Genomic DNA, 23,218 nt, shown 5'->3' on the forward strand with positions numbered 1-23,218 from the left:
GGCGAAGGAGCAGGAGTGAGCGGCAAGGTGACGAACGACGCCGGCGGGTCCGGCGAAGGCGGCGAGGGCGCGCAAGAGCTGGACGCCGCCTTCTTCGCACGCTGGATGACGACCGCCGCGGACGCGGTCTCCCACGAGGCCGACCGGCTGACCGAGCTCGACTCGGCGATCGGGGACGCGGACCACGGCGGCAATATGCGCCGCGGCTTCGAGGCGGTACGCGAGGAGCTGGGCGAGGACGTGCCCGGCACGCCGGGTGCCGTGCTGATGACGGCGGGCCGGAAGCTGGTCTCCACGGTCGGCGGGGCCTCCGGCCCGCTGTACGGCACGCTGCTGCGCCGTACCGGCAAGGCACTCGGCACCGGGGAGCGGGTCGGCCGCGAGGAACTGGCGGCTGCGCTGCGTACCGGGATCGATGCGGTGGCGCAACTGGGCGGTGCCGCCGTGGGCGACAAGACGATGCTCGACGCGCTGTACCCGGCCGTCGAAGCGCTGGCCGACAGCGGCGGCAAGGACTTCGAGGCGGCGCGGGCGGCGGCCGAGCGCGGCGCTGAGGAAACGGTGCCGCTCCAGGCCCGCAAGGGCCGGGCCAGCTATCTGGGCGAGCGCAGCATCGGGCACCAGGACCCCGGCGCGACCTCGGCTGCGCTGTTGGTGGCCGCACTGGCGGCAGCGGACGCCGGGCAGGACGCGGCAACGAGTGACAGCGGCGGGAGTGAGTGAGCATGGCGGAGGCGAACGAGGGCAAGCGGGTAGGGATCGTCCTGGTCTCGCACAGCAAGGAGGTCGCCGACTCCGTCGCGCGGCTGGCGGCCGGGCTGGCCGGGGTGCCGGACGCGCTGGTCGCCGGTGCCGGCGGGCTGCCCGACGGAGGGCTGGGCACCAGTGAGGAGCTGATCGTCGAGGCCGCGCACCGGATGGACGAAGGAGCAGGTGTCGCGCTCCTGGTCGATCTGGGCAGTGCGGTGCTGACGGTCAAGACGCTGCTGGCCGAAGGTGACGAGCTGCCCGAGCCGGCGCGGCTGGTGGACGCCCCGCTGGTCGAGGGCGCGGTCGCCGCAGTGGTGACTGCCGCGGGCGGCGGCGACCTGGCGGCGGTGGCCGCTGCCGCCGAGGAGGCATACACCTACCGCAAGCTCTGAGCGGCGGTGCGGCGGCGGGACCCGGCCGTCTTCGGGCCCCGCCGCACCGCCGTCCGCAGGCCCCGCGGGGCCGTGTCGCTCCCCCGTGTCAACTGATCGCGTGCGGGGAGGTCGAGAACCAGGCAGGGCCCTCCTGGACGGCCTGCTTGATGCGGAAGTGTGCGTACTCCTTCATCGTCGGCAGCTCATCCAGGCCGAACCAGCCGACCTCCAGGGACTCGTCGTCGTTGACCCGCACGGCGCTCGCCGCCTCTGCGTCGGCGCGGCAGCGGAAGGTGATGTCCATGAACTGGCAGATGTCGCCGTTGGGGTAGGTGATCGGCTCGTGCCGGCCGTGGACGAGAACGACACGCTCCGGCACGCAGCGCACATTGGTCTCCTCGAACACCTCGCGCACCGCGCAGTCCGCCGGCTCCTCGCCGGGCTCCGGGATACCGCCGATCACCGACCACCGGCCGTTGTCGGCTCGCCGTCCGAGAAGCACCCGGCCCTGGTCGTCGAAGACGACGGCACTGACGCCGGGCAGATAGAGCAGTTGGTGCCCTGCGGAACGCCGCAGATCGCGGATGAAGTCGGGAGTCGCCATGCCCCGACCCTACGTCCCGGCGGGTGGTCCCCGCGCGAGATAACAGGCAGGTCAGTGCACCTGCCGGTCCCGTAGGACCCACAGCCCCGCCCCGCAGGCCAGCACGCCCAGCCCCGTCAGCACACTGAGCACTATCTGGGTGGCGCCGCCCGGGCCCGCGAGGCTGAGGAAGACGTTGGCGAGGACGCAGAAGGCGAGCACGAGCCAGAGCAGGGACTTCACGGGACTCCTCCGTGGACGGTCGAATTGTGCCGAGCGGATCAACGTGCCCAGCGGTTGCACACCCGGAGATGGTGGGCGGACTCGAAGAGCGCCTCGATCACCGTCCACTCTCCCCTGCCGCCGGCCGCCGGCCCATAGTGCTGGCTCCCGGACGGAAGGTGGAGCCAGCTCCACCGCGCGACGGGCCCGGGCCCGCTTACGCTGATCGACATGCGACGGGTCCCGGTGCGAGAGGTGCTGCGGGGCGCGGCGCGGGCCTCGTTCCACCTGGCGACGGGGGCCGGGCTCAGCCTCGTCTGCTATGTGATGATCGGTCTGATGCTGCTCGCGGCCACGGCGACCGCCTGCGTCATCGGCGCCGGCATGCTGCCCGAGACGGTACGGGTGCTGCGCGGGCTGGCGGGCTTCGAGCGGCGCCGGACCGCGGCCTGGCTCGGTGTTCCCGTGCCGGAGAAGTATCTCCCGCTGGACCAGGGCTCGTTGCTGGAGCGCGTCCGCAGCGCGGCGACCGACCCGGGTACCCATCGGGACCTGCGCTGGCTGGCCGCACAGCTGGTGTACGGGCTGACCCTGTGTTACGCGGCGATGCTGTTGTGGCCGCTGGGCTTGCTGGTGGACGGTGTGTGGTGCGGACTGGCCCGCCGGTCGGCGGTGCTGCTGCCCCGGCTCACGGACCTTGCCGACCTTCAGGCACGAATATCCCGGCTGCTGCTCCTCCCCTCCCCCAGCGCCCGGCTCTCCGAGCGGGTCGACGAGCTCGCGGCGACCCGCGCGGGCGCCGTGGCGGCCCACGGCGCGGAGCTGCGGCGCATCGAGCGGGACCTGCACGACGGCGCCCAGGCGCACCTGGTGGCGTTGTCGATGCGGCTGGGGATGGCGCGCCGCGCCCATGAGCGGGACCCGGCCGCCGCCCGGTCCCTGTTGGACGCCGCGCAGGACCAGGCCGAGGAAGCGCTGGCCGACCTGCGGCACGTGGTGCGCGGTATCCATCCGCCGGTGCTCACCGACCGGGGGCTGGTGGGCGCGGTCCGGGCGCTCGCGGCCGGGAGCGGGCTGGAGGTGTCGGTCGTGGCACGGCAGTTGGCGGACGGTCCCGAGGACGGGGCGCGGGCCCCGGCCGCCATCGAGGCGGCCGCCTACTTCGTCGTCGCCGAGGGGTTGACCAACGCGGCCAAGCACAGTGGCGCCGAGCGGGCAGAGGTGGAACTGCGACGCGAGGAGAAGCTGTTGCGGGTACGGGTGCGGGACGAGGGGTGCGGCGGCGCCGACGAGAGTGCCGGGACCGGTCTTCTCGGTGTCCGTCGCAGAGTGGCGGCGCTGGACGGCGCCGTATGGGTGACGAGCCCTCCGGGGGGACCGACCGTGGTCGAAGTGGAGCTGCCGTGCGTGTGGTGATCGCTGAGGACAATGCCCTGCTTCGGGAGGGGCTGGTGTTGCTGCTGGGTTCTGCGGGGCACGAGGTGGCGGGGGTGGCCGCCACCGGTCCCGAGGTGTTGCCACTGTTGCTGGAGCAGCGCCCGGACGTGGCCGTTCTCGACGTGCGGCTGCCGCCCGGCTTCCGCGACGAGGGGCTGCGCGCGGCGCTGGACGCCCGCCGGAAGCTACCGGGCCTGCCGGTACTGGTGCTCTCGCAGTATGTGGAGGAAACGTACGCGGCGGAACTCCTCGGCGGCGGGGCGCACGGAGTGGGCTATCTGCTCAAGGACCGGGTGGGCCGGGTGGACGAGTTCCTGGAGGCGCTGGAGCGGGTCGCGACAGGAGGCACCGCGCTGGACCCGGAGGTGGTCACCGAGCTGATGTCCCGGGGCCGGGGCGGTGGGCCGCTGGACGGGCTGACGCCGCGGGAGGAGGAGGTGTTGCGGCTGATGGCCGAAGGCCGCGACAACACCACCATCGCCCAGGCCCTGGTCATCACGGAGCGTTCGGTCCACAAGCACATCGGGAACGTCTTCGCGAAGCTGGGGCTGCCGCCCAGCGACAGCGGACACCGCAGGGTCCTTGCCGTGTTGGCCTATCTGAGGCGCTGAGCAGCGCACGCCCAGGCACGGGCTGCGGCCGGAGCCGGCCCCCGGCCCGCCACCCGGCGCCGCGACCACAGTTGCGGTCCCGGTCGCGGTTGCGGTCCCGGTCGCGCCGCACGGGCCACAGCGTTCCGGCCGCTGTCGTGACGACCACCGAAGCGACCACGGCGACGGCCTGCCACAGCGGGAGGGAGGGCAGGGAGCGGGCCAGCGCGAAGCTCAGCGCGGTCAGCGGCAGTGCGGCGACGGCCGCGCCGAGTACCGGCCCCGCGAGGGCGAGCACGGTGGCCTCCGCCGCCAGCATCCGGCACAGCTGGCCGCGCACCATGCCGAGAACGCGCAGCAGGGCGAGCTCCGACCGCCGGCCCGCCCTGACGAGGCGGAGCGTGCTGATCACCGTCAGCGCGGCCAGCCCCGCGATGGCGGCGACCGCCATTCCGGAGACCAGCCGGACCGCCGCCTCGCCCTCCGCCCGCGGCGGCTCCAGCGGCCGGGCGGCTCCCACCCGGGCGCCCGGGGCCACCGCGTCCACTGTGCGCTGCACCGCTGCCCGGACCCGCTCGGGCACCGCATCGTCCGCCGTGGCGACCAGGACGCGGGTGAGACGGGTGTCGGTGGTGTGACGGGCCAGTTCGCCACGGGAGAGGAGGAAGTCGCCCAGCGCGAGGGACCGTTCATGGACGGCGGCGACGCGCAGCGCCCGTTCGGCACCGTCACCGAAGCGGATCCGTACCGTCGAGCCCGGGCGCAGGTCCTGGCTGCGGGCGCGGTCGGCGCCGACGGAGACGCTGCCGGGCCGCAGCCCGGCCAGTGTGCCCTCCCGCACGCCCGGGTCGAGCGTCTTCGGCAGGTCGCGCGGGGTGACGCCGAGCGCGGGCAGCCGCTCCAGGCGGGGTTCGCCGGTCTCCTTGCGGGCGAGCACGACCGTGCTGCGCGCCAGCCCGGTCGCCGCGGCGACCCCGTCGGTGGCACGGAGCCGGTCGAGGGCGGCGGTGGGCAGTCCGCCGGGCGCGGTGACGGCCAGTTCGGCGCGGAGGGCCCGGGACGCCTGATGCCCCGTCTGCTCGTCCACGGTGGCGGTCGCCGAGAGTTGCACACCTGCGAACGCGGTGACAAGGACGACCGGGGTGAGGGCCGCGCCCAGCCTGCGGGAGTCGGCTCTGCCGTACGTCTCGGCGAGCCGACCGCCGACACCGCCCAGCCGGTGCAGCGGTCGCCGCAGCAGGCGTACGGCTGCCGCGGCGATCCACGGGCTGAGCAGCGCACAGCCGATCACCAGGGTAACGGCTGCGGCACTCGCCGCTGCGGCAGCCGCCTCACCGCGCTGGAGGGCCGCCGTGCCCGCCGAACTCGCCCCGGCCAGCAGCAGGACCAGCCCGGTCACCCTGCGGCCCCTGCCACCGGGACCCGTGGCTGTCTGCGCCGGCCTGTCCCGGGCGACGCGCGCGCAGGCCAGTACAGCAGCGAGGCGCGCCACGCCGACCGTGAGCGCGGACGTACCCAAGGGGAGCAGAAACGTCCATACGGGGGTGGGCAGTTCCAGGCCCTCGGTCCGGGCGCCGCGCGCCACGAGTGCCGAGTGCAGGGCGAGGAAGGCGGGGACGGCCCCCGACGCCCCCCACAGGGCGGCGCGGACGGCCGTCCGCGCCACCTCACGACCGATCATGGCCCGCAACTGGCCGGGCGTGGCACCGACCGTGCGCAGCAATCGGAGTTCCGGCTCCCGCTGATGGAGTGCCTGCGCGCTCAACGAGCAGATCACCAGCAGCGCGACCAGCACCAGGGTCGCGGTGATGGAACCGAGCAGTTCCAGCAGCGCGGAGCGGGCCGGCGCCGCGCGCAGATTCTCGGTCGCTCCCCGGCTGTCGCCGGTCAGCACCCGCAGGGCGGCCGGGTCGCCCGCGGCGCGCGCTCCCGCGCCGGCGTCCCGCAGGTGTGCCCGGTCGAGAGCGTCGCGGACGCGGGCGGACAGCTGGTCGGTGGCCGTGCCGGGGGCGGCCAGTACGCCGATGGCGTCGATCGAGCGGGGGTGCCCGGCCAGTCTGCGTGCCTCGGCGGCGGTCGTGTAGAGCACGGCCGGTCCTTCGGCGATGCCCACGACCCGCCGCCCCGCCAGCCGCTGCCCCGGCTCGGCGTGCAGCCCGGCTCCGGCCACCACCTCGCCCGGGCTGCGCGGGGCCCGGCCCTCGCGCAGCGGGTACGGGGCGAGTGAGGCGGCCTGCCAGGAGCGGCCCGGCAGCGGCTTGTCGCCCGCGCCGGTGCGGAGGGTGAACGCGTCGTCGGGCACGGCCGCTCGTACGCCCTCGACCTCGCGGAGGACCGCGAGGGCCGCGCGCGGCACACGGACGCGTTCGGTGAGGGCGGCGCGTACCGTCTCCGGCTCACTGCCCCACGGCTTGGCTGTGAACTCGGTGGTCTGGCTGCCCGCCACGACCACCGGCGCGGCCGCGCGGGCTGCGACCCGGGGGTGGCCCAGCGCCACGGAGGCGACGGCGGACGCGGCGACGCCCAGCAGGAGTGCGGTGAGCGCGAGTGCGGCGAAGGTGGTGGACCATGCGGAACGGTGGTGGCGTGCGGCGCGGCGGATGAGCAGCCGGATGCCGCTGCGGCGCCGGTGCCACGGGCCCGTCGGGCTCACCACCGGGCCAGCTCCCTCAGCACTTCGGCAGGGGAAGGGTGCTCAAGAGTGGCGGTGATCCGGCCCGCTGCCAGGAAGACGGTCCGGTCGGCCGCGGCGGCGGCAGCCGGGTCGTGGGTGACCATCAGGACGGCGGGGCCGTGTGCCGTCACGGTGCGGCGGAGGAGGTCGAGCACCTCGTGCGCGGTGACCGGGTCGAGCGCGCCGGTCGGCTCGTCGGCGAGGACCACCGCCGGTGCGGTCACCAGCGCCCGTGCCACCGCGACGCGCTGCCGCTGGCCACCGGACAGCTGAGCGGGCCGGGCCTCGGCACGCTCTTCGAGGCCGACCAGGGCCAGTGCCCGGTCGGCGCACCGGAGCGGGTCCCGCTCGCGTGTCCGGTTCCGGCCGTGCTCCTCGGCCAGCAGCAGCGGCAGCGCGACGTTCTCCCGCACACTGAGCGCGGGCAGCAGATTCAGTTCCTGGAAGACGAAGCCGACGCGGTCCCTGCGCAGCCGGGTGCGGTCCCGCTCACCCAGCGCCGCCACGTTCGTACCGCCGATGGTGACGGTCCCCTCGGTGGGCCGGTCCAGGCCCGCGGCGCAGTTGAGCATCGTGGACTTTCCGGAGCCGGAGCGGCCCATGACGGCCAGGAAGCGCCCCCGGGGCAGGAGCAGGTCGACGCTGTCGAGGGCGCGACGGCCGCCGTAGCTGCGGCTGACCCCGTGGAGTTCGAGGGCGGGGTGGCCGGGGGCTGCGGGCGCTGCCGGGACGGCGAAGGCTCCAGCGTCTGAGGAACCCGTGGGATCTGCAGCACCTGTGGGATCTGCGGGGCCAGAACCTGTGGGATCCGCACAGCCCGCGGGGGCGACAGCGGCGGCAGGAACGGCAGGGGTGGGACGAGCGGGGCGGTGTGCGCGGCGGCGCCCGAGCATGAGCGTCCTTTCCGTGTGCGGAAGTGCCACGTGGACGCTATGCGGCGGGTATCGGCGCGGGGAGGGAGCGGGCTGGTGTCCCGGGGTGGAGCGGGCTCCACCCCGTCGGCCGGGTCAGGCCCGCAGCGCCTGGAGGCGGGTGCGGATGTGGTCGACGGCCGCCTCGGCGTCGTCCACCGTGACGGTGAACAGCCGCCCGTCACCCAACCGGAGGACGAGCCCCTCGCCCCGGCGGATGACGACAGCCGTGCCCTTCTCGGGTCGCCAGCGGTACCCCCAGCCGCCCCAGTGCCGTGGGGTGACGCTGGGTGCGTGGTCGGCCTCCACCACGTCCCGCAGGGGGATCCGGCGGCGCGGCACACCGGCGTGGCCGCACCGGACCTCGATCGTGTCGCCCTCGACCTTCACGTCGACGTGGACGAAGGCGAGGGTGCCGAAGAGGATGAGCAGGCCGACCGCGATGCAGCCGACGACGGACATGACCAGCGGCGCGAGCCCGCCGGACCAGGACACGTCCACGGCGAGCTCGATGCCGAGCGCCACGCAGCCGGCGCCGACGGCGGCCAGCGCCCACTGCAGGCGGCTGGTCGCCCTCCCGGTCCACACCTCCGCGCTGGGCGGCAGGACGACGTCCTCCAGGGGCGTGGGGCGGGTGGTGGTGCGGTCGACTTCGTCATGGGGTCCGGCGCCACCCTCGGCGAGTGGGGCGCCGTCGAAGGGATGGTCACTCATGTTCGGCAGAGTACTCCCGGCGGCCCGCGCAGGCAGCTCGCGCAGGCCGGGGCTCGCCGACGCGCAGCGGCACGCTCCGTGCCCAGCAGCCACGCTCCGTCAGGTGAGGGAGGCGGGCGCGCCGGCCAGCAGGCGGCCCTCGGCATAGGTGAGGGCCGCTTCCGGCAGGGCGGCCACCCTGCCGCTGTGCAGAACGGTGAGTCCCCCGACGGGTGCCGCCTCCGGGGCGGGCCGGACGTTCGCGCGACGCAGAGCCTGGGCACACACGGCGGCGGCCGAGCCCTGGAGCGCGGGACCCTCGCCACGGGCGCCGCGCAGTGCCTCCCGGATGCGGTTGCCGACCAGCTCGTAGTGGGTGCAGCCCAGCACGACGGTCTCCACATCGGCGGGAGTGCGCTCGGCGGCGGCCCGGACGGCGGAGGTGATGAGGTCCTCGTCGCCGCTCTCGATGGCGTCGGCGAGCCCGTGGCAGGGCACTCCGGTGATGTCGGCGCCGTTGCCGAACTCCTCGATCAGCCGGCGCTGGTAGGGGCTGCCGGTGGTGGCCGGGGTGGCCCAGATCGCGACGCGGCCACCGGTTCGGACGGCGGCGGCCGCGGCGGGCTTGACGGCGGGGACGGTGCCGATGACCGGCAGCGCGGGCTCCAGTTCCGCGCGGAGGGCGGGCAGCGCGTGCACGGAGGCGGTGTTGCAGGCGACGATCAGCGCGTCGGGCCGGTGCGCGGCGGCGGCACGGGCGCACAGCAGAGCGTGTCGGGTGATGTCGTCGCTGTCGCGGGGACCCCAGGGCAGGCCGTCGGGGTCGGAGGAGAGCACGAGGTCCGCGTCGGGGCGTGCGCGGCGTACCGCAGCTGCCGCGGCCAGCAGACCGATACCGGAGTCCATCAGCGCGATCTTCACGTGAAGCAACTGTACTTCACACCGAGCGAGGCCTTCGTGGAAGGAGCTCCCGGAAGACAAGGACGGAGAGGCAAGGACGGCGAAGCAAGGAGGGCGAAGCCAGAGCCGTCGAGGGAAGCGGGCCTCGCGGGCGCGCCGCGGAGTGCTACGGGGCGGCGGCATACGGCAGACTGCCGATCGATGAGCGCGCTCACCTGGACCACTGTCGTTCCGCTCGCCTCGCTGGCCGCGTGGGCGTGGCTGCTGATGGGCCAGGGGTTCTTCTGGCGTACGGACGTACGTATGCCGCCCTCCCCCGCGGACGGGGCACCGGCCGACTGGCCCTCCGTTGCCGTCGTCGTGCCCGCCCGGGACGAGGCCGATGTGCTGCCGAAGACCCTGCCGACGCTGCTGGCGCAGGACTATCCGGGACATGCCCGGATCCTGCTGGTGGACGACGGGTCCGGTGACGGCACCGGCGCACTCGCCCGTGAGCTGGCCCGGGACGCGCCGGACGGGCCGCCGTTGACGGTGCTGGCGCCCGGTGAACCCGAGCCGGGGTGGACGGGCAAGCTGTGGGCCGTGCGGTGCGGCATCGAGCACGCGCGCTCCGGGACGTCGGAGCCGGAGTTCCTGCTGCTGACGGACGCGGACATCGCACACGGGCCCGACTCGCTGCGTCGTCTGGTGCGCGGGGCGCTCGGTCAGCGGCTCGATCTGGTCTCGCAGATGGCGCGGTTGCGGGTGCGGACGGGCTGGGAACGGCTGATCGTGCCCGCTTTCGTGTATTTCTTCGCGCAGCTGTATCCGTTCCGCTGGGTCAACAGGCCCGGGGCGCGCACTGCCGCGGCGGCGGGCGGGTGCGTGCTGTTGCGCACTCGGGCCGCGGTGCGGGCCGGGGTGCCGGACAGCATCCGGGACGCCGTCATCGACGACGTGGCACTGGGCCGGGCGGTCAAGCGGTCCGGCGGACGGATCTGGTTGGGGCTCGCGGACGGGGTGGAGAGTGTGCGTCCGTACGCGGGGCTGAGTCCGCTGTGGCGGATGGTGTCACGCAGCGCCTATGCGCAACTGCGCAACAATCCGCTGCTGCTGGTGGGCACCGTGCTGGGGCTGCTGCTGGTGTATGCGGTGCCGCCGGTGTGGGCGTGTGCGGGCTCGCCGGTGGCGGGCGCCGCGTGGCTGGTGATGACGCTGTCGTACGTGCCGATGCTGCGCTACTACCGGCAGCCGCTGTGGCCGGCGGTGCTGCTGCCCGTGACGGCGGCCTTGTATCTGGCGATGACCGTCGACTCGGCGGTGCAGCACTACCGGGGTCGTGGCGCCGCGTGGAAGGGCCGCACCTACTCCTGAGCGGACCGCCTGCCTTCGGGGCTCGTTCCGTGCGGGGGCGTCACTTGCGCCCCGGCGTCCACTGCATGCCCCAGCCGTACTCCTCGTCGACGGTGCGCTGCGGGCTGACGCCGCGCCGTGGGACGAGGTAGCGCGCCTCGCGGCGGACCATGAGTTCACCGTTGTCGTTGGTGATCAGTGCGAGGGCGCACACGGTGGACGGGGTGGTGCACTCGTCGAGGGAGAAGTCGACGGGTGCGCCGTGCTGTGGTCGGAGGGTGACGGTCGCGTGCAGCCCGGCGAAGCTGCGGGCGCCCTCGTAGATGGTGACGAAGATGAGGATGCGGCGCAGATCGGCCCGGTGGTCCAGGTTGACGGTGAGGTTCTCACCGGTCTCGACGGCGCCGGTGCGGTCGTCGCCGTCGAGGTGGATGTACGGCGGGCGGCTCAGCGAACCGAAGGAGTTGCCGAGCGCCTGGACGACTCCCTTGCGGCCGTCGGCGAGTTCGTAGAGGGCGCACAGGTCCAGGTCGGGCCCGGTGAGCGCGCCCATGGCGCGGGTGAGCCGCCCGGCGAGGCCTTTGGGCTGCTGTGCCTGGGTGGTCCAGTTGAGGTTGACCCGCATGGTGCCGGAGGTGCCGCCCTGTTTGGTGAGCGAGACCGAGGGCGCCTCCTTGGTGAGCGTCACCTTGCTCAGCCGTACGGGTGCCTCGGGTGTGCTGCGCGGGGCCGGTGCGCCGGGAGGGGCCGGTGCGGAGGGGGCTGCCGGCGCCGAGGGAGGTGTGGGTGCGGTCGGGGGCGTGGGCGTGGGTGCCTGCGGTACGCGGGGAGCCTGCACGCCGGGCGGGGTGGGCGCGTGCGGGGTGCGCACCGAGTGCGGGTGCGACGGCACGGCGGCCCCGGAGGCGGCGGGCGTCCCGGCGGCCGGGGAAGGGTCGTCGACGCTGATCCCGAAGTCGGTCGCCAGGCCCGCCAGTCCGCTGTCGTAGCCCTGGCCGACCGCGCGGAACTTCCAGGCGCCCTGGCGGCGGTAGAGCTCGCCGAGGAGGTACGCGGTCTCGCCTGCCGCGTCGGCCGGGTCGAAGCGGGCGATCTCCTGGCCGACGCCCGGACCACCGCCGGCGCTCGCGTCCAGCAGCCGTACATACAGGCCCGGCACCTGGCCGAAACTGCCGCCGTCCGCCGAGGCGGCGATGACGATGCGGGTGATGTCCGGTTCGACCCTGCCGAGGTCGACGGTCAGTTCGTCGGTGCTGGAGGCGCCTGTCGGGTTCTTCCCCTCGTGCCGTACGGCGGCGGAGGAGTGCCGCGGCTGGTTGTAGAAGACGAAGTCGGCGTCGGAGCGGACCTTGCCCTCTTCGGTGAGCAGCAGCGCCGAGGCGTCGACGTCCGGTACGAGAGGGCCGGAGGACCAGCCCAGTTCGACCCGCACCGCCGTGGCGGGTACGGGGACGTTTGCCCCCTTGCGCATCGTCATGGCGACTCCCCCTGGGCTCGGTTACCTGCGTGCCGTTCCCCAACCTATTGCACGGCGCCGCTGCCGCCGAAGCCCCTTCACCACGACTCACCAGGACTCACCGGACCTCATCGGACTCGAACAGTTGGCAGGGGCAGGGGCGTTCTATGTCCTGGCCGGTGGGCTTATGCTTCTGTCAGCTTCCTCTCCCGCGCGCCCGGAAAAGGGACAGGCGGGAACAAGCCATGTCCCTGTGCCTGACCAGCCGTCACCGTGGTCGGCATGGGGGGTATTCGCCCTGTTCGGGCTACCCCGCGCGCGCCCCTGACGCGGCTGCCTCGAATGGGGTGAAAACCGGCTCCTACCTGCTCCGATGCGGGTGGGGCAGGCGTTCCTTCTGTACCTCTCTAGTGCCGATGCTGATTTTGGGCTTAACTTATGAGCATGACCTCCCCCCGCAGCTCTTATAGCGGCGGCTACTACGCTGCACCGTCCTACCCCGAGACGCCGATCTACGACAGTCTCGTCGCCGAGCGGGGCACGCCGCAGATCGCTCCCATCCGGGTGCCGTCGGCCTATGACACGGGGGGCACGGGCAGCGCGCTAGCGGCGCTGCCTCCCGCGCTGCCTTCGGGCCCTTCCGCGCCGCAGCAGCAGATGCAGCAGCCCGCTCCCCTGCACCACACTCCCGCTCCGTCCTACGGCGGCTACCCGGGGCCTGCCGCGCCCCAGCCGCAGATGCCGCAGCCCGCGCCGCAGCAGGCCGCACCGATGCGGCAGCAGCCGGTACGCCAGGCGCCCGCAGCGCTGCCGCCCGGCGGCGGTGCCGGCCAGGGCGGTCCCGTACCGCTGCAGCACACTCCCGCACCGCACATCCCGCAGCAGGCACCGCCGCGCGGCTACGGCTACCCGGGGCCGGGGGGCCCGGCGCAGCAGCAGCCGCCCATGCAGCCGCAGCAGCCGCAGGTCCAGGTGCAGCAGTACCAGCAGCAGGCCGTGCACAACCAGGCGACGCAGTACATGCGTCCGGTGGCGCCGCGCCCGGCTGCGCCGCGTCAGATGCCGGGTCCGTACGAGGAGCCCTACGACGGCCAGCAGTACCCCGGCCGCGGCTATTGAGCGCCCGTACGACAGCCGTACCGCACCTACCGCGGGCTGCCCGCACCGCGGGCGGTGCGCAGCCATGAACGATGCCGCCGGGCACCGCCGTTGGGGAGACGGCGGTGCCCGGCGTGTCACCGGCCCCGGACCGGCCCTCAGCTCTCCAGCAGCCGGGACCTGATCAAGAAGCGGACTCCTTCGGGGGCCTCCAGGGAGAAGCCGCTGCCTCGGCCCGGGACGACATCGACGGTCAGATGGGTGTGGCTCCAGTACTCGAACTGGCCGGCCGACATCCAAAACGGCACCGGCTCGGGCACCCCGTCGATCTCCAACTCGCCGAGGAGGACATCGGAGGCCCCGGTACGGAACTCGCCGCGTCCGTAGCACATGGGGCTGCTTCCGTCGCAACAGCCGCCCGACTGGTGGAACATCAGCGGGCCGTGCTTCTCGGTCAGCTCGCGCAACAGCTCGGCGGCTGCCTCTGTCACGGCGACCCGTTCGGTCCCCGCCAGATCCATCAGAACAGTCCCATTTTCTGCGGGGCGTAGCTGACCAGCAGGTTCTTGGTCTGCTGGTAGTGGTCGAGCATCATCTGGTGGTTCTCACGGCCGATGCCGGACTGCTTGTAGCCACCAAAAGCAGCGTGAGCTGGATACTGGTGATAACAGTTCGTCCACACTCGTCCGGCCTGGATGGCGCGACCGGCCCGGTAGGCGCGGGAGCCGTCCCTCGTCCACACCCCGGCGCCGAGCCCGTAGAGGGTGTCGTTGGCGAGCCGGATGGCGTCGTCGAAGTCCTCGAACCCGGTGACGGAGACGACCGGGCCGAAGATCTCCTCCTGGAAGACCCGCATCCGGTTGCCACCCTCCAGGATGGTGGGCCGCACGTAGTATCCCCCCTCCAGTTCGCCGCCGAGTTCCGCGCGGGTGCCGCCGGTGAGCACCTTGGCGCCCTCCTGCTGGCCGATGTCGAGGTAGGAGAGGATCTTCTCCAGCTGGTCGTTGGACGCCTGTGCGCCCACCATCGTGTCGGTGTCCAGCGGGTGGCCCTGCACGATGGCCTCGGTGCGCTCGATGCCCGCGTCCAGGAAGGTGCGGTAGTGGCTGCGCTGGATGAGGGCGCGCGAGGGACAGGTGCACACCTCGCCCTGGTTGAGGGCGAACATGGTGAAGCCTTCGAGGGCCTTGTCGTAGAAGTCGTCGGCGTCGGCGGAGACGTCCTCGAAGAAGATGTTGGGGCTCTTGCCGCCCAGCTCCAGGGTGACGGGCTTGAGGTTCTCGGAGGCGTACTGCATGATCAGCCGCCCCGTGGTGGTCTCCCCGGTGAAGGCGACCTTGGCCACCCGAGCACTGGACGCCAGCGGCTTTCCCGCCTCGGCGCCGAAGCCGTTGACGATGTTGACGACGCCGGGCGGCAGCAGGTCGGCCACCAGGCTCATCCAGTAGTGGATGGAGGCCGGGGTCTGCTCGGCGGGCTTGAGGACGACGGCGTTGCCCGCGGCCAGTGCGGGAGCCAGCTTCCAGGTCGCCATCAGGATGGGGAAGTTCCACGGGATGATCTGTGCGACGACGCCCAGCGGCTCGTGGAAGTGGTAGGCGACGGTGTCCTCGTCGAGCTGGGAGAGCGAGCCCTCCTGGGAGCGGATCGCGGCCGCGAAGTAGCGGAAGTGGTCGATGGCCAGCGGGATGTCCGCGGCCAGCGTCTCGCGGACGGGCTTGCCGTTCTCCCAGCTCTCGGCGACCGCCAGCTCCTCCAGGTGCGCCTCCATGCGTTGCGCGATCTGGTTGAGGAGCTGCGCACGCTCGGCGGGTGAGGTGCGGCCCCAGGCGGGTGCCGCTTCGTGGGCCGCGTCGATGGCGCGCTCGACGTCCTCGGCGGTGCCGCGGGCGATCTCGGTGAAGGGCTGTCCCGTCACCGGGGTGGGGTTCTCGAAGTATCCGCCCTGTTTCGGGGCGACATAGCTGCCGCCGATCCAGTGGTCGTAGCGCGGCTGGTAGCTCATCAGCGCGCCATCGGTTCCGGGTGCGGCGTAGCGGCTCATGCTCTGCCTCCCTGTGCTCGGCGTACTCGGCGATGTCGCCGGTACGCGGCGTACTCGGCCCGCCTGCCGGGTGGGCGGGCGCGGTTGCCGGGAGGCTAGTGCCGGGAACGTTGCGGATACGTTGCGCGCCGGTCGCCGACCCGGCCGGGCGGCACGTCGGGCGGCAACAGACCGTAGGCGGTGCGCAGTTCGCGTACGCGTGCGGCCGTGTCCGGAGTGGGACGTACGGTGTGCAGGGCCTCCCACACCTCCAGGTCCTCCTCCCCGGCCGCCGTGCACAGCCAGCTCTCCAGCAGCCGTGCGTCCGGCCGGGTGAGCAGGTGGCGGCGCAGCCGCTGCTCCAGCAGCCTGCGCAGCCGTACGACGCCGGGGGCCTGGGAGCCGGGCAGCAGCGGGCCGCTGTACGCGTCGAGGGCCGCGGCCGGGTCCTCGACGGCGAGCGCGTCGGTGACGGTCTCGTAGTCGGTGTGCGGTCGGTCCCGCAGCCGGTAGGGGCGGGAGGCCAGCAGCGGGCCCAGCAGCTGCCGCAGCCGGGAGAGTTCGGCGCGCAGGGTGACGGGGTGGACGTCTCGCTCCCCGTACAGTTCGCGGGCCAGCTCCTCGCCGCTGAGGCCGTCGGGATGGGCCGCGAGGAGCAGCAGGATCTCGCTGTGCCGCCGCCCGAGCCGCAGGGGTTCACCGGTGGCGCGGGTTTCCGGGGTGTGCAGCAGCGCCTCGTCCCGGCCGAGGACGGCGAGCGTGCAGCCGTCCGGCGGCACGGACGCGCCGGCGGTGGCGGACGGGGGTTCCAGTGCGGCCAGCCGCGCCTCGGCGGCGCGGGCGGTGGCCTGGACGAGCGCGAGGCTGTGCGGCGAGGCGAGGTGGTTGCCGCCGGTGAGGTCGACGGCGCCGATGACGCGCCCGGTGTGCGGGTCGTGCACGGGTGCCGCCGCGCAGGTCCAGGACTGCACGGGGCGGCAGTAGTGCTCGGCGGCGAAGATCTGGACGGCGTGGTCGAGGGCGAGCGCGGTGCCGGGCGCGTTGGTGCCGCTGGCACGCTCGGCCCACTGGGAGCCGGGCACGAAGTTCATCCGCTCGGCGCGGCGCAGCACCTGCGGGTGGCCTTCCACCCACAGCATCGTGCCGCGCTCGTCGCAGACGGACAGCAGATGGGCGCCGTCGTCGGCGATGGTGCCCAGCAGCTCACGGAAGACCGGCATCGCACGGGCGAGGGGGTGGGTCGCACGGCGCAGGGCGAGCCCGGAGTCGTCCATCTCGACCCTGGCCATGCTCTCGGGGCCCAGCCGCGCCCCGGCACAGCGGCGCCAGGAGTCGGCCACCACGTCGCGGACGGGCGCGGCGATGCGGCCCGCGGTCAGGAACCGTTCATGAGCGCGGCGCAGCTGCCCGGCCCGTTGGGCCGCGTCAGCGCCCGCTTCGAGCGCCAGCCATGGATTGCGCACCCCGTCATCGTGCAGGGTGCGAGGGCGGCAGACAACGGCTGCGGCACACTGTCGCCCCCGCTGACCACGGTTCGGCCACCTGACTGGGTAACGGCCCCTGACCGGGGATCATCGGGTGTCGGAACGGGTCCGGCCTGGTACCCATCGGGCATGCCGGAACACGAGTCCCTCACCGACCGCGAGGCCGAGGCGCTGGACGCGCACTGGCGAGCGCTCAACTACCTCACGGCCTGCCAGCTGTATCTGCGTGCCAACCCCTTGCTGCGGGAGCCGCTGCGGCCCGAGCACATCAAGCCGAGGTTGCTGGGCCACTGGGGCACCTGTCCCGGGCTCTCCCTCGTCTACACGCACCTCAACCGGCTGGTCAGCAGGCGCGGACAGCGTGCGCTGGGGGTGTGGGGGCCGGGCCACGGCGCCGCTGCCGTGCTCTCGGGTGCCTGGCTGGAGGGCAGTTACGAGGAGCTGCGGCCCGAGGTGTCCAGGGACGAGCCCGGTATGGAGCGGCTGTTCGCGGAGTTCTCCCAGCCGGGCGGTGTTCCCAGCCATACGTCGCCGAGTGTGCCCGGCTCGATCCAGGAGGGCGGCGAGCTGGGCTACGCACTGGCGCACGCCTACGGCGCCGCGTTCGACAGGCCGGACCTGCTGGTGTGCGCGGTCGTCGGGGACGGCGAGGCGGAGACGGGACCGCTGGCCACCTCCTGGCACGCGAACAAGTTCCTGGACCCGGTGCACGACGGCGCCGTCCTGCCGGTGCTGCATCTGAACGGCTACAAGATCGCGAACCCGACGGTGCTGTCCCGGCTGCCCGAGGACGAGCTGGGCTCGCTGATGCGCGGTTACGGCTACGACCCGCTGTTCGTCACGGCGCGGCCCGACACGCCGCCGCTGGAGGCGCACCGGGCGCTGGCCGGAGCGTTCGACGCCGCGGCCGACCGGATCGGCGCCATCCAGCGCGCGGCCCGCTCGGGGGACGCCGACACCACCGGCGGGCGGCCCCGCTGGCCGATGGTGGTGCTGCGCACGCCCAAGGGCTGGTCGGGCCCCCGCGAGCTGGACGGGGAGCCGGTGGAGGACACCTGGCGCTCCCATCAGGTGCCGCTGCCCGGGGTGCGGGACGATCCGGAGCGGCTGCGGCAACTGGAGCGGTGGCTGCGCTCCTACCGGCCCGACGAACTGTTCGACCAGGACGGCAGGCCGCGGCCCGAGGTGCTTGCGTGCGTGCCGGAGGGCGACCTGCGGCTGGGCGCCGTCCCGGAGGCGAACGGCGGCCGGCTGCTGCGCGAGCTGCCGCTGCCTCCGCTGGAGTCGTACGCGGTGCCCGTGGAGCGGCCCGGGGCCGGGGCGCACGAGCCCACACGGGTGCTCGGTGAGCTGCTGAAGGGGCTGCTGGAGGCCACCGCGGAGCGCCGGGACTTCCGGCTGTTCGGCCCGGACGAGACGGACTCCAACCACCTCTCCGCGGTCTACGGCGCCTCGGACCGCGGCTGGCAGGCCGAGCTGCTGGGCACGGACACCCATCTGGGCCGGCACGGGCGGGTGCTGGAGGTGCTCTCCGAGCATCTGTGCCAGGGCTGGCTGGAGGGGTATGTGCTGACCGGCAGGAACGGGCTGTTCGCCTCCTACGAGGCGTTCGCCAACCTGGTCGCGAGCATGGCGTCGCAGCATGTGAAGTGGGTGCACAGCGCGCGGGAGGTCGCGTGGCGGCGGCCGATCGCCGCGCTCAACTACCTGCTGACCTCGCACGCCTGGCGTCAGGACCACAACGGCTTCTCCCACCAGGACCCCGGCTTCATCGACCACGTACTGAGCAAGAGCCCGGACGTGGTGCGGGTCCAGCTGCCGCCGGACACCAACACGCTGCTGTGCGTGGCCGATCACGCGCTGCGGGCCAGGGACACCGTGAACGTGGTGGTGGCGGGCAAGCACCCGTGCTTCGACTGGCTGGACCTCGAACAGGCGCGTACGCACTGTGCGCGCGGCCTGGGGGTGTGGGAATGGGCCGGGACCGAACGCGGCGATGCCGGGCCCGACGTGGTGCTCGCCTGCGCGGGGGACGTGCCCACCCACGAGACGCTGGCGGCGGCCTCGCTGCTGCGCGAGTGGCTGCCCCAACTGGCGGTGCGGGTGGTCAATGTGGTGGACATGGCGCGGCTGATGAGCCCCACCGAGCATCCGCACGGGCTGGACGACGCGGAGTTCGACACCGTCTTCACCCGGGACCGGCCGGTGATCTTCGCGTACCACGGCTATCCGTGGCTGGTGCACCGGTTGACCTACTCCCGCGCGGTGCACGGGCAGCTGGCGGTACGCGGCTACCGCGAGTCGGGTTCGACGACGACACCGTTCGACATGGTGGTGCGCAACGGCATGGACCGCTACCACCTGGTGATGGACGTCGTCGACCGGACGCCGGGGCTCGGCGCGCGGGCTGCGGGCGTATGGCAGCGGGCGGCCGACATGCGCGAACGGCACCGGCGGTACGTCGTCGAGCACGGCACGGACATGCCGGAGGTCACCGACTGGCGCTGGCCCGGCCGGTGACCTCCGGCACCCTCGGGGTCGCCCCCTGCCACCTGGGGGCGACCCCTGTCTTGCGGCCTGGCGGCCGTTGTCCTGGGGTCCGGTGACCGTCCGAGCGGGTCAGACCTCGACGTCCTCCAGGATGCCGAGCGCGTCGGGCACCAGGACGGCGGCGGAGAAGTAGACGCTCACCAGGTAGGAGATCAGCGCCTTCTCGTCGATGCCCATGAAGCGGACGTTGAGGGAGGGCTGGATCTCGTCCGGGATGCCGGTCTGGTGCAGTCCGATCACGCCCTGGTCCTCCAGGCCGGTGCGCATGGCCAGCACCGAGGTGGTGCCGTCCTCGCGTACCGGGATCTTGTCGCAGGGCAGCAGCGGGATGCCGCGCCAGGCGTGCGCCCTGCTGCCCTCCACCTCGGTGCGTTCCGGGTAGACACCGCGCTTGCTGCACTCCCGGCCGATGGCGGCGATGGCGCGGGGGTGGGCCAGCAGATAGCGGGTCTTGCGGCGGCGTGAGATCAGCTCGTCCAGGTCCTCCGGGGCGGGCGGACCCGACCGGGTGCGGATGCGCTGGCTGAGATCGGCGTTGTACAGCAGCCCGAACTCGCGGTTGTTGACCAGTTCGTTCTCCTGGCGTTCGCGCAGTGCCTCGATGGTGAGCCGCAGCTGCTCCTGCACCTGGTTCATCGGGTCGTTGTAGAGGTCGGCGACGCGGCTGTGCACCCTGAGCACGGTCTGCGCGACGGCCAGTTCGTACTCGCGCGGATTGAGTTCGTAGTCGACGAACGTGCCCGGTAGCGGCTGCTCGCCGGCGTGCCCGGAAGCCAGGGCGATGTCGGCCTCGCCGCGCCGGTTCTGCGCGGGGACGGAGCGGGAGAGCAGCGTGGCGAGGTGGTCGCGCAGCGGTTGGGAGGCGTCCACGATCTGCTGGAAGGTGCTGCGGGGCAGGGCGAGCACCGTGCAGCGCGTGGTGGCGCGGAGGGTGTGCTCCCAGCTGCCCGGCTGTGGGGTGAGGATCTGGTCGCCGGCGTGGTCGCCGTCGGCGATGACGCCGAGCTCGATCTCGTCGTCGTACTGCCCCGCCGCCCGCTTGACGACGCGCCCGTGCGCGATCAGCAGCAGTTCGTCGGCGGGTTCGCCGCGGACGGCCAGTGCCTCACCGGGCGCGTACTCGCGCTGGGTGAAACCCTCGGCCAGGGCGCGCAGTGCCGACTCGTCCTCCAGGCCGCGCAGCAGCGGGATCTCCCGCAGCTCGGCCGGGATGACGCTGACATCCGTGCCGGTGGAGACGAACTCGATCCTGCCGTCACCCAGGGTGTGGGTGAGTCGCCTGTTGACGCGGTAGGTGCCGCCGGTGGTCTCCGTCCAGGGCAGTACGCGCAACAGCCAGCGGGGAGAGATCCCCTGCATCTGCGGCGGCGTCTTGGTCGTGGTGGTGAGCTTCCGCGCGGCCGCTGTGGAGAGGCTGGAGCGGTCCTGCTGGACTTCTTCGGGATGCGTCGTCATCTGTGCCCAGTTCCTGGTGTTTCCGGCTGCCTGTTTTCCTGGTGTCGCCGACGGCGGTTTTCCGCCGTGCCCGCTCGGGGGTTGCTGTCAGTGCCCGAGTTCGACGTCCTCGAGGATTCCGAGCGCGTCGGGTACGAGTACGGCGGCGGAGTAGTAGGCGCTCACCAGGTAGGACATGACGGCCGTTTCGTTGATGCCCATGAAGCGGACCGAAAGGCTCGGGCTGTACTCGTCGGGAATTCCCGTCTGGTGGAGTCCGACGACTCCCTGTGCCTTCTCGCCGGTACGCATCGCCAGGACAGAGGTGCTGCCCTGCGGACTGACCGGGATCTTGTTGCACGGCAGGATGGGGACGCCGCGCCAGGCGGGCACGGAGTGGCCCTCGTAGTCGACGGACTGCGGGTACAGGCCGCGCTTGCTGCACTCGCGGCCGATCGCGGCGATCGCCTTGGGGTGGGCCAGGATGACGCTGGGGTCCTTCCAGACGGTGGCCAGCAGCTCGTCCAGGTCGTCCGGGGTGGGCGGCCCGGAGCGGGTGTGGATGCGCTGCTTCATCTCCGCGTTGTGCAGCAGCCCGACCCGGCTGTTGTTGACCAGCTCGTGCTCCTGGCGTTCGCGCAGCGCCTCGATGGTGAGCCGCAGCTGCTCCTCGAGCTGGTTCATGGGGTGGTTGTACAGGTCGGCGACCCTGGTGTGGACGCGCAGCACCGTCTGGGCGACTTCCAGCTCGTACTCGCGAGGGGTCAGCTCGTAGTCGACGTAGGTGCCCGGCAGCGCTGCCTCGCCCACATGTCCGGAGGCCAGCTCGATCGCGGATTCGCCGTTCTCGGTGCGCTGGGACGGGATCAGGGCGCGGGTCGCGGCCAGGTGGGAGCGGAGCGACGGGGAGTCGGCCAGGACGGCGTCGAAGGCGCGTCGCTCCAGGGTGAGGACGGTGCCGCTGGTCAGCGAGGTGAGGGTGTGATCCCAGGTGCCGGCCTGGCCGGTCAGCCGGTCGTCGCCGACGAAGTCGCCGTCCGCGAGCACGCCCTGGGTGATGTCCTCGTCGTACCTGCCGCGGACGCTGCGGCGCAGCTTGCCGTGCGCGATCAGCACCAGCTGGTCGGCGGGCCGGCCCTCCTCGACGATCACTTCTCCGGGGCGGAAGTCGCGCTGCTCGCAGCGGCCGGCGAGGGCTTCCAGCACCTCCTGGTCCTCGTAGCCGCGCAGGGCCGGCAGCTCGGTCAGCTCCAGAGGGATGACCCGTACCTCGGAGCCGGTGGAGACGAACTCCACGCGGCCGTCACCGAGGGTGTGGCTCAACCGCCGGTTCACCCGGAAGGTGCCGCCGGTCACCTGCACCCAGGGCAGGACCCGCAGCAGCCACCGCGAGGTGATCCCCTGCATCTGCGGGGGTGTCTTCGTGGTGGTCGCGAGATTCCGGGCCGCTGCTGTTGCCAGGCTCTGCTGGGCCTGCTCGGCACTCTCGTTTCCGGAATTCCGCTCCGCCGCAGTCGTCATCCGACACCGCCAATCCTCGTGATGATCCGTCAATTCACACGCTGCGGGCCGAAGTTATGCGAGGCGCGGGAGCGGCGGCAATCGCTCGAAAGATGACGCCGCACTCCGAATGCCCGCGCGATTCCCGGGGTAAAGCCGCCGCCTTCCTCCCGAACCGCTCACTCACAGTGACGGAGCGCGGGGAATTCTCACTGTTTGCGACTCCGCCTTCGCGAAGCACGCTCTTTCCGCTTGGGAAATCCCCGGAAGGCGCGCGGGCGCACCAGGGGGCGCGCGCACATCCGATCCGCGCCCGCTGTCCGATGCCGACAACCCACTCAGTAAACTCGGCGGACCACGAGGGGAACGAAGCGAGCCCAGGCAGAACCCGAGGACGGAAAGGGAGCCGACGGCCCCGAAGGACCGACGGCCCGAGGAACGGCAGAAGGTCACAGAACGGCGACTCAGGGCTCTTCGGCCCTTCTCGTGCATGTACCGCGCCCGATGAGGTACGTAAGGGACGGCGAGAAGGGGGTGAGCGGCGGTGCGCATGATCGTCGGCCTGTGGCGCTGGCGCGGGAACCCGCTGTGCCGCGGCACCGACCGCCGAGAGGCTTGGCTGTCCCTGTGGGCCGCGCTGCTGATCGCCCTGGGAGTTCCGCTGGCAGGCTGGGCCGCCGCGGACGCCGCCCACGAGGCGCTGCTGCGTACGGCCCACGAGCAGCAGCACGAAAGACAGCGGATCCAGGCGACGGTCCAGCACGTCACCGTGCTGCCGCCGCTGGACTCCGAGACGGAGACGGCCGCCGGGGCACAGAACCGCAACCGGGTCACGGCACGCTGGACGGGGCCCGAGGGCAATACGCACACCGGAACCGTGATGCTGCGCCATCCGGTGGAGCCGGGCAGCCGCTTCCCTGTGTGGACCGACGCGCAGGGCCGGCTCACCTCCCGCCCGATGAGCGCCCGCAGCGCCCGTTCGTACTCGCTGCTGGCCGGACTGGCCGCCGCCGCCTTCGCCGCCGGAGCGCTGGAGGGCGGACGGCGGGTGACCGTACGACTGCTGTTGCGCCGCCGGTACGCGCGCTGGGACGAGGAGTGGGTGCGCATCGGTCCCGACTGGGGCCGCACCGGCGCCGGCAACTGACGGGCCCGCACGGTCCCGGAGCGGTTTCGAAAGGGCATCCGTGCCGGTCACTCGGTTGGA

The 23,218-nt window shown here is 72.8% G+C and carries 20 protein-coding genes; 8 read left to right on the forward strand and 12 right to left on the reverse strand.

Annotation, left to right across the window (positions count from 1 at the left end):
- Nucleotides 1-15: 15 nt before the first annotated feature.
- Nucleotides 16-723 (forward strand): dihydroxyacetone kinase subunit DhaL, encoded by a 708-nt coding sequence (dhaL, locus tag JW613_RS18895; protein WP_372447964.1) that lies wholly within the window; start codon nucleotides 16-18, stop codon nucleotides 721-723.
- Between the two features lie 2 nt (nucleotides 724-725).
- Nucleotides 726-1,142, forward strand: a complete 417-nt coding sequence (locus tag JW613_RS18900; protein ID WP_209212008.1) for a PTS-dependent dihydroxyacetone kinase phosphotransferase subunit DhaM — start codon at nucleotides 726-728, stop codon at nucleotides 1,140-1,142.
- Nucleotides 1,143-1,230: 88 nt separating this feature from the next.
- On the opposite strand, the gene JW613_RS18905 is transcribed toward JW613_RS18900, so the two are convergent.
- Both JW613_RS18905 and JW613_RS18910 read right to left on the reverse strand, forming a co-directional pair.
- Nucleotides 1,231-1,728 carry an NUDIX hydrolase gene (locus JW613_RS18905; protein WP_209212009.1) on the reverse strand — a complete coding sequence of 166 codons (498 nt, stop codon included), beginning with the start codon at nucleotides 1,726-1,728 and terminating at the stop codon, nucleotides 1,231-1,233.
- Nucleotides 1,729-1,779: 51 nt separating this feature from the next.
- Nucleotides 1,780-1,950 carry a hypothetical protein gene (locus tag JW613_RS18910; protein ID WP_209212010.1) on the reverse strand — a complete coding sequence of 57 codons (171 nt, stop codon included), beginning with the start codon at nucleotides 1,948-1,950 and terminating at the stop codon, nucleotides 1,780-1,782.
- Between the two features lie 210 nt (nucleotides 1,951-2,160).
- On the opposite strand from JW613_RS18910, the gene JW613_RS18915 reads away from it, so the two are divergent.
- Both JW613_RS18915 and JW613_RS18920 read left to right on the forward strand, forming a co-directional pair.
- Nucleotides 2,161-3,345, forward strand: coding sequence for a sensor histidine kinase (locus JW613_RS18915; RefSeq protein WP_209212011.1), 1,185 nt, complete (start codon nucleotides 2,161-2,163; stop codon nucleotides 3,343-3,345).
- Nucleotides 3,333-3,977, forward strand: coding sequence for a LuxR C-terminal-related transcriptional regulator (locus tag JW613_RS18920; protein ID WP_209212012.1), 645 nt, complete (start codon nucleotides 3,333-3,335; stop codon nucleotides 3,975-3,977). The genes JW613_RS18915 and JW613_RS18920 overlap by 13 nt, the downstream gene beginning before the upstream one ends.
- Here JW613_RS18920 and JW613_RS18925 read toward each other — a convergent pair.
- From JW613_RS18925 to JW613_RS18940, 4 genes are all read right to left on the reverse strand, one after another.
- Nucleotides 3,862-6,612 (reverse strand): FtsX-like permease family protein, encoded by a 2,751-nt coding sequence (locus JW613_RS18925; RefSeq protein WP_209212013.1) that lies wholly within the window; start codon nucleotides 6,610-6,612, stop codon nucleotides 3,862-3,864. The genes JW613_RS18920 and JW613_RS18925 overlap by 116 nt on opposite strands.
- Nucleotides 6,606-7,523: an ABC transporter ATP-binding protein gene (locus tag JW613_RS18930; RefSeq protein WP_372447967.1), complete on the reverse strand. Its 918-nt coding sequence runs from the start codon at nucleotides 7,521-7,523 to the stop codon at nucleotides 6,606-6,608. Before JW613_RS18930 ends, JW613_RS18925 begins: the two co-directional genes overlap by 7 nt.
- Before the next feature lie 114 nt (nucleotides 7,524-7,637).
- The gene (locus JW613_RS18935) at nucleotides 7,638-8,255 is read right to left on the reverse strand and encodes a hypothetical protein (protein ID WP_209212014.1); all 618 of its coding nucleotides are present in this window, start codon (nucleotides 8,253-8,255) and stop codon (nucleotides 7,638-7,640) included.
- A 99-nt stretch (nucleotides 8,256-8,354) separates the two neighbouring features.
- Nucleotides 8,355-9,155 (reverse strand): glutamate racemase, encoded by an 801-nt coding sequence (locus tag JW613_RS18940; RefSeq protein ID WP_209212015.1) that lies wholly within the window; start codon nucleotides 9,153-9,155, stop codon nucleotides 8,355-8,357.
- 180 nt (nucleotides 9,156-9,335) lie between these two features.
- On the opposite strand from JW613_RS18940, the gene JW613_RS18945 reads away from it, so the two are divergent.
- Nucleotides 9,336-10,487: a glycosyltransferase gene (locus tag JW613_RS18945; RefSeq protein WP_209212016.1), complete on the forward strand. Its 1,152-nt coding sequence runs from the start codon at nucleotides 9,336-9,338 to the stop codon at nucleotides 10,485-10,487.
- Between the two features lie 40 nt (nucleotides 10,488-10,527).
- Here JW613_RS18945 and JW613_RS18950 read toward each other — a convergent pair whose 3' ends face one another.
- Nucleotides 10,528-11,943, reverse strand: a complete 1,416-nt coding sequence (locus JW613_RS18950) for a TerD family protein (RefSeq protein WP_209212017.1) — start codon at nucleotides 11,941-11,943, stop codon at nucleotides 10,528-10,530.
- A gap of 423 nt (nucleotides 11,944-12,366) precedes the next feature.
- Between JW613_RS18950 and JW613_RS18955 the strand changes: the two genes are divergently transcribed.
- Nucleotides 12,367-13,041: a DUF6643 family protein gene (locus JW613_RS18955; protein ID WP_099886279.1), complete on the forward strand. Its 675-nt coding sequence runs from the start codon at nucleotides 12,367-12,369 to the stop codon at nucleotides 13,039-13,041.
- Nucleotides 13,042-13,178: 137 nt separating this feature from the next.
- Here JW613_RS18955 and JW613_RS18960 read toward each other — a convergent pair whose 3' ends face one another.
- The 3 genes from JW613_RS18960 to JW613_RS18970 all read right to left on the reverse strand — a co-directional run bounded on the left by JW613_RS18960 (nucleotide 13,179) and on the right by JW613_RS18970 (nucleotide 16,506).
- Entirely contained in the window at nucleotides 13,179-13,541 is a 363-nt protein-coding gene (locus JW613_RS18960) for a DUF779 domain-containing protein (protein WP_185016156.1), read from the reverse strand.
- Nucleotides 13,541-15,064: an acetaldehyde dehydrogenase ExaC gene (gene exaC / locus JW613_RS18965; protein ID WP_209212018.1), complete on the reverse strand. Its 1,524-nt coding sequence runs from the start codon at nucleotides 15,062-15,064 to the stop codon at nucleotides 13,541-13,543. Before exaC ends, JW613_RS18960 begins: the two co-directional genes overlap by 1 nt.
- Nucleotides 15,065-15,159: 95 nt before the next feature.
- The gene (locus JW613_RS18970) at nucleotides 15,160-16,506 is read right to left on the reverse strand and encodes a helix-turn-helix domain-containing protein (protein ID WP_209212019.1); all 1,347 of its coding nucleotides are present in this window, start codon (nucleotides 16,504-16,506) and stop codon (nucleotides 15,160-15,162) included.
- Nucleotides 16,507-16,656: 150 nt separating this feature from the next.
- Here JW613_RS18970 and JW613_RS18975 point away from each other — a divergent pair, with 150 nt between their 5' ends.
- Nucleotides 16,657-19,047 carry a phosphoketolase family protein gene (locus JW613_RS18975; RefSeq protein ID WP_209212020.1) on the forward strand — a complete coding sequence of 797 codons (2,391 nt, stop codon included), beginning with the start codon at nucleotides 16,657-16,659 and terminating at the stop codon, nucleotides 19,045-19,047.
- 99 nt (nucleotides 19,048-19,146) lie between these two features.
- Here JW613_RS18975 and JW613_RS18980 read toward each other — a convergent pair whose 3' ends face one another.
- Together JW613_RS18980 and JW613_RS18985 are read right to left on the reverse strand one after the other, a co-directional pair.
- Nucleotides 19,147-20,532 carry a family 2B encapsulin nanocompartment shell protein gene (locus JW613_RS18980; protein WP_209212021.1) on the reverse strand — a complete coding sequence of 462 codons (1,386 nt, stop codon included), beginning with the start codon at nucleotides 20,530-20,532 and terminating at the stop codon, nucleotides 19,147-19,149.
- Between the two features lie 87 nt (nucleotides 20,533-20,619).
- Nucleotides 20,620-22,032 carry a family 2B encapsulin nanocompartment shell protein gene (locus JW613_RS18985; RefSeq protein WP_209212022.1) on the reverse strand — a complete coding sequence of 471 codons (1,413 nt, stop codon included), beginning with the start codon at nucleotides 22,030-22,032 and terminating at the stop codon, nucleotides 20,620-20,622.
- A 529-nt stretch (nucleotides 22,033-22,561) separates the two neighbouring features.
- Between JW613_RS18985 and JW613_RS18990 the strand changes: the two genes are divergently transcribed.
- Nucleotides 22,562-23,158, forward strand: coding sequence for an Rv1733c family protein (locus JW613_RS18990; RefSeq protein WP_245225958.1), 597 nt, complete (start codon nucleotides 22,562-22,564; stop codon nucleotides 23,156-23,158).
- Nucleotides 23,159-23,218 lie beyond the last annotated feature (60 nt).

The sequence above is a fragment of the Streptomyces smyrnaeus genome, assembly GCF_017676345.1.
Classification (GTDB): Bacteria; Actinomycetota; Actinomycetes; order Streptomycetales; family Streptomycetaceae; genus Streptomyces; species Streptomyces smyrnaeus.

Coding starts and splice junctions, on each gene's coding strand:
- JW613_RS18960 (WP_185016156.1), bottom strand. CDS start 13,541: ATGGATCTGGCGGGGACCGAACGGGTCGCCGTGACAGAGGCAGCCGCC.
- JW613_RS18955 (WP_099886279.1), top strand. CDS start 12,367: ATGACCTCCCCCCGCAGCTCTTATAGCGGCGGCTACTACGCTGCACCG.
- JW613_RS18935 (WP_209212014.1), bottom strand. CDS start 8,255: ATGAGTGACCATCCCTTCGACGGCGCCCCACTCGCCGAGGGTGGCGCC.
- JW613_RS18950 (WP_209212017.1), bottom strand. CDS start 11,943: ATGACGATGCGCAAGGGGGCAAACGTCCCCGTACCCGCCACGGCGGTG.
- JW613_RS18975 (WP_209212020.1), top strand. CDS start 16,657: ATGCCGGAACACGAGTCCCTCACCGACCGCGAGGCCGAGGCGCTGGAC.
- JW613_RS18980 (WP_209212021.1), bottom strand. CDS start 20,532: ATGACGACGCATCCCGAAGAAGTCCAGCAGGACCGCTCCAGCCTCTCC.
- JW613_RS18905 (WP_209212009.1), bottom strand. CDS start 1,728: ATGGCGACTCCCGACTTCATCCGCGATCTGCGGCGTTCCGCAGGGCAC.
- JW613_RS18990 (WP_245225958.1), top strand. CDS start 22,562: ATGATCGTCGGCCTGTGGCGCTGGCGCGGGAACCCGCTGTGCCGCGGC.
- JW613_RS18945 (WP_209212016.1), top strand. CDS start 9,336: ATGAGCGCGCTCACCTGGACCACTGTCGTTCCGCTCGCCTCGCTGGCC.
- exaC (WP_209212018.1), bottom strand. CDS start 15,064: ATGAGCCGCTACGCCGCACCCGGAACCGATGGCGCGCTGATGAGCTAC.
- JW613_RS18900 (WP_209212008.1), top strand. CDS start 726: ATGGCGGAGGCGAACGAGGGCAAGCGGGTAGGGATCGTCCTGGTCTCG.
- JW613_RS18915 (WP_209212011.1), top strand. CDS start 2,161: ATGCGACGGGTCCCGGTGCGAGAGGTGCTGCGGGGCGCGGCGCGGGCC.
- JW613_RS18985 (WP_209212022.1), bottom strand. CDS start 22,032: ATGACGACTGCGGCGGAGCGGAATTCCGGAAACGAGAGTGCCGAGCAG.
- JW613_RS18930 (WP_372447967.1), bottom strand. CDS start 7,523: ATGCTCGGGCGCCGCCGCGCACACCGCCCCGCTCGTCCCACCCCTGCC.